The following is a 255-nucleotide window of genomic DNA, read 5'->3' as shown; positions in this document are numbered from 1 at the left end:
CCCATGCCGAACCGTTCCAGCGCTTCGGTGTGTTCGCGTTGCCCGTGGTGTCGATCCAGAGGTTCTGCGCCAAGCGATCAGCGACCGCCGGCGCAGCCGACTGCACGATAACCTTACCCTTGCCGCCCGCCAGCGTTGCCGCGTCCTGGGCGGCCTGCTGCGCTGCAGCGACGTTGCCGTTGGTGGTAGTCAAGCTCGACTGCAGGCCCGTGATCTGCTGGGACTGCGCGCTGGTGGTGCCTTCCAAGGTCTGCA

Annotated in this window: 1 protein-coding gene; it reads right to left on the bottom strand. The window is 66.7% G+C overall.

Annotated elements, in window-relative coordinates; translation table 11 throughout:
* Window positions 1-255, bottom strand: a 255-nt coding sequence (locus L6D80_RS30020) for a hypothetical protein (RefSeq protein WP_236183123.1), incomplete at both ends; no start/stop codon positions are given.

This window comes from Pseudomonas ceruminis (assembly GCF_021602025.1).
Classification (GTDB): domain Bacteria; phylum Pseudomonadota; class Gammaproteobacteria; order Pseudomonadales; family Pseudomonadaceae; genus Aquipseudomonas; species Aquipseudomonas ceruminis.
This window is presented reverse-complemented; position numbering and strand designations above follow the sequence as displayed.